We start from the raw sequence: 3239 nt of genomic DNA, 5'->3' as shown, positions 1-3239 counted from the left end.
CAGCGCGCCGCTATGCCGCCATCGCCGCGCTGTGCTTCGGCACCGCGCTGGTCATCATCGACGGCGGCGTCGCCAATGTCGCATTGCCGACGATCGCACGCGACCTGCACGTCGGGTCATCCTCGGTGGTGGCGATCGTCACCGTCTATCAGCTGATGCTCGTCATGCTGATGCTGCCGTTCGCGGGGTTGGGCGAGCGGATCGGGCTGAAGCGGATGTATCAGCTGGGTCAGCTGATCTTCACCGCCGCGACCTTGCTGTGCTTCTTCGCCAACAGCCTGCCGTTCCTGCTGGTGGTGCGCGCGGTTCAGGCGATCGGCGCGGCCGGCGCGTTGGCGGTCGCCTCCGCGCTGATCCGCCAGACCTATCCCGCGGCGCAGCTGGGGCGCGGGCTGGGCATCAATTCGGTGATCGTGTCGAGCAGCGCCGCCGCCGCGCCGACGATCGGCGGGCTGGTGCTGTCGGTCGCGCCATGGCCGTGGGTGTTCGCCAGCGCGATCCCGTTCGCGATCGCCTCGCTGCTGCTCGGCCGCGCGCTGCCCGACACGCCGCCGCGGGACGGGAAGTTCGACCTGACCGGCGCGGCGATGTGCGCGGCGATGTTCGGACTGACGATCGGCGGCGCGGAAAGCGCGGTCCACGGCGACAGCCCGGTCGTCTCCGCCGCGATCGTTGCGCTGGGGATCACTGTCGGCGTCATCTACGTCCGGCGCGAGCGTGCGACGACCGTTCCGATCCTGCCGATCGATCTGCTCGGCCGCCCGGTCATCGCGTTGTCGACACTAGGCGGGTTCACCGCCTTCGTCGCGTCGATGACGCTGCTGCTGTCGACGCCCTTCCGGCTGACCCACGAATTCGGCTTCACCGCCGCGGCGGTGGGCGCCGCGATCGCGCCGTGGCCGTTGACCAACATGATCGTCGCGCCGCTGACCGGCTGGCTGTCGGACCGGATACCCGCGGGGCTGCTCGGCGGGATCGGCATGGCGATCTCGTTCGTCGCGCTGCTGCTGATCGCATTCATGCCCGCGGACCCCAGCTATTTCGACATCGCGTGGCGGATGGCGCTGTGCGGGTCGGGCTTCGGCACGTTCCTGCCGCCCAATGCGCGGCTCATCATCGGCTCGGCCCCGCGCGAGCGGGCGGCGGCAGCCGGGGGCCTCGTCAGCACGGTGCGGCTGGTCGGGCAGACGACGGGGGCGACGCTGGTCGCCGCGCTGCTCGCGCTCGGCGTCGGCGCGGGCAATGTGCCGCCGCTGGTGTCGGCTGGTCTGGCGCTGGTCGCGGGGCTATGCAGCCTGGCGCGGCTGCGCCCGTCGATCCGCGATCCGAAGGGGGTGGAGGCGGACGACGCGCAGCCGGCGGTGTCGGTGCGCTGACCTCAGCCGCGCAGCGCCGCTACCGCCAGCCACAGCCATCCGGCGATCAGCAGCGTGCCACCGATCGGCGTGATCGCGCCAAGCCAGCGCGGCAGCCCCAGCGCCATCAGGTACAGCGTGCCCGCGAAGATGCCGGCGCCCGCGACGAACAGCCACGCCGGCCCGCGCAGCTCCATCCGCAGCGCGACGATCGCCGCGACCGCGTGGACCAGTTGATAGTGTCCGCCGGTCTTCAGCCACTCGACCGCCGCGCCGCTGGCGCCATGCGCGCCGAACGCCCCCGCGCCCACCGCCATCGCGCCCGACAGTGCTGCCAGCACCAGCACCAGGTTCATTGCGCGCCTCCTCCGCCCCACGGCTGTTCCGCTGCTACCTGCGCCCGCGCGGCGCGCAGGTCGCCCGCCTCGATCTGGATACGCAGCCGTTCCTTGTCGCGCGCGCGGTACATGTCCTCCGCCCGGTCGATATCGGCGGCCGACACGCCCAGGTCGCGCATCGCCAGCCGCGCCATGCGGATCGCCGATTCCAGCACCTCGCGCACGACATAGCGCGTCGGCCCGCCCTTCAGCTTCACCAGCGCGCGGCGATCGAACGCGCGAACGTACAGCGCGGCCTTCGGGAACGCTTCATGGATCGCCTCGACCGTGGTCGCGTCCAGCTGATCGCCGTCCATGCAGAACAGGATCAGTTCCGCCTCGGCCGCGCCCGCCTGCCGCAGCAGGTCGATGCGCGTGCCGTCGCCGTAATAGACCTTCGACCCGAATTCCGCGGCGATATCGATCATCTCGATATCGGTGTCGATCAGCGTGACGGGGATGTCCTGCGCCAGCAGCATCTGGCCCACCGTCTGCCCGAACCGGCCATAGCCGACGATCACCGCATTGGCGCCATCGGCGGTCGGTCCGTCGCGCGCGTCGTCGCTGGCCAGCGGCTGTTCGCGGAACGCGCGGGTCGCGGCCATCAGGAACGGCGTGGTCGCCATCGACAGCGTGATGATCGCGCCGAACAGGCTCGCCGCCTCCGGCGCGATCAGATAGGCGTTCTGCGCCTGCCCGAGCAGGACGAAGCCGAATTCGCCCCCCTGGCTCAGCAGCAGCCCCAGCGCCAGCGCCGGCCGCCACTTCATGCGGAAGACGAGGCCCAGCACGGTGACGATCACCGTCTTGGTCGCGATCAGCGCCGCGGCCATCGCGACGACGAACAGCGGCCGCTCGGCGATCGCCTCTAGGTTCAGCATCATGCCGACCGACAGGAAGAACAGCCCGAGCAGGATCGAGCGGAACGGCTCGACATCGGTTTCCAGTTCATGCCGGTACGGGCTGTCCGCCAGCATCACGCCCGCCACGAACGCGCCCAGTGCGGTCGACAGCCCCAGCGACTGCATCAACGCCGCCGCCGCGATGACGGTGAACAGCGCCGCGAACACGAACATCTCGCGCTCGCCCAGGTTGCCGATCAGCCTGAAGAGCGGGCGCAGCACGAACCGCCCCGCCGCGACCAGCCCGGTGATCGCCAGCACGGTATACACCACCAGCACCCAGCCCGGGGGACCGCCCATGTCGGCGGGATTGCGGCTCATCGCGGTGATGATCGTGATCATCGGGATGATCGACAGGTCCTGGAACAGCAGGATCGAGAAGGCGCGCTCCCCGAACGGCGTGCGCAGCCGTCCCGACGATTGCAGCATCGGCAGCACCTGCGCGGTCGAGGACAGCGCCAGCGGCATCCCCACCGCCAGCGCGGCGGCGAGCGAGAAATGCGCCGCCACCGCCAGGATCGCGGCGATCGCGATGCCGCACGCTACTACCTGCAACAGCCCCAGGCCGAGGATATCCTCCTTCAACCGCCACAATCGCGGCGGGC

At 70.5% G+C, this 3239-nt stretch carries 3 protein-coding genes; 1 reads left to right on the top strand and 2 read right to left on the bottom strand.

The features are described 5' to 3' along the window. Nucleotides 1-1376 (top strand): MFS transporter (locus AX685_RS09200; RefSeq protein WP_066487800.1); only part of this gene is annotated, 1376 nt, incomplete at its 5' end. A 2-nt stretch (nt 1377-1378) separates the two neighbouring features. On the opposite strand, the gene AX685_RS09195 is transcribed toward AX685_RS09200, so the two are convergent. Both AX685_RS09195 and AX685_RS09190 read right to left on the bottom strand, forming a co-directional pair. Continuing rightward, nucleotides 1379-1711 (bottom strand): DUF423 domain-containing protein, encoded by a 333-nt coding sequence (locus AX685_RS09195; RefSeq protein WP_066487794.1) that lies wholly within the window; start codon nt 1709-1711, stop codon nt 1379-1381. Continuing rightward, nucleotides 1708-3239 (bottom strand): cation:proton antiporter domain-containing protein (locus AX685_RS09190; protein WP_066487792.1); only part of this gene is annotated, 1532 nt, incomplete at its 5' end. The genes AX685_RS09195 and AX685_RS09190, both read right to left, overlap by 4 nt.

Source organism: Sphingomonas sp. CCH9-F2 (genome assembly GCF_001556735.1).
Classification (GTDB): domain Bacteria; phylum Pseudomonadota; class Alphaproteobacteria; order Sphingomonadales; family Sphingomonadaceae; genus Sphingomonas; species Sphingomonas ginsenosidimutans.
This window is presented reverse-complemented; position numbering and strand designations above follow the sequence as displayed.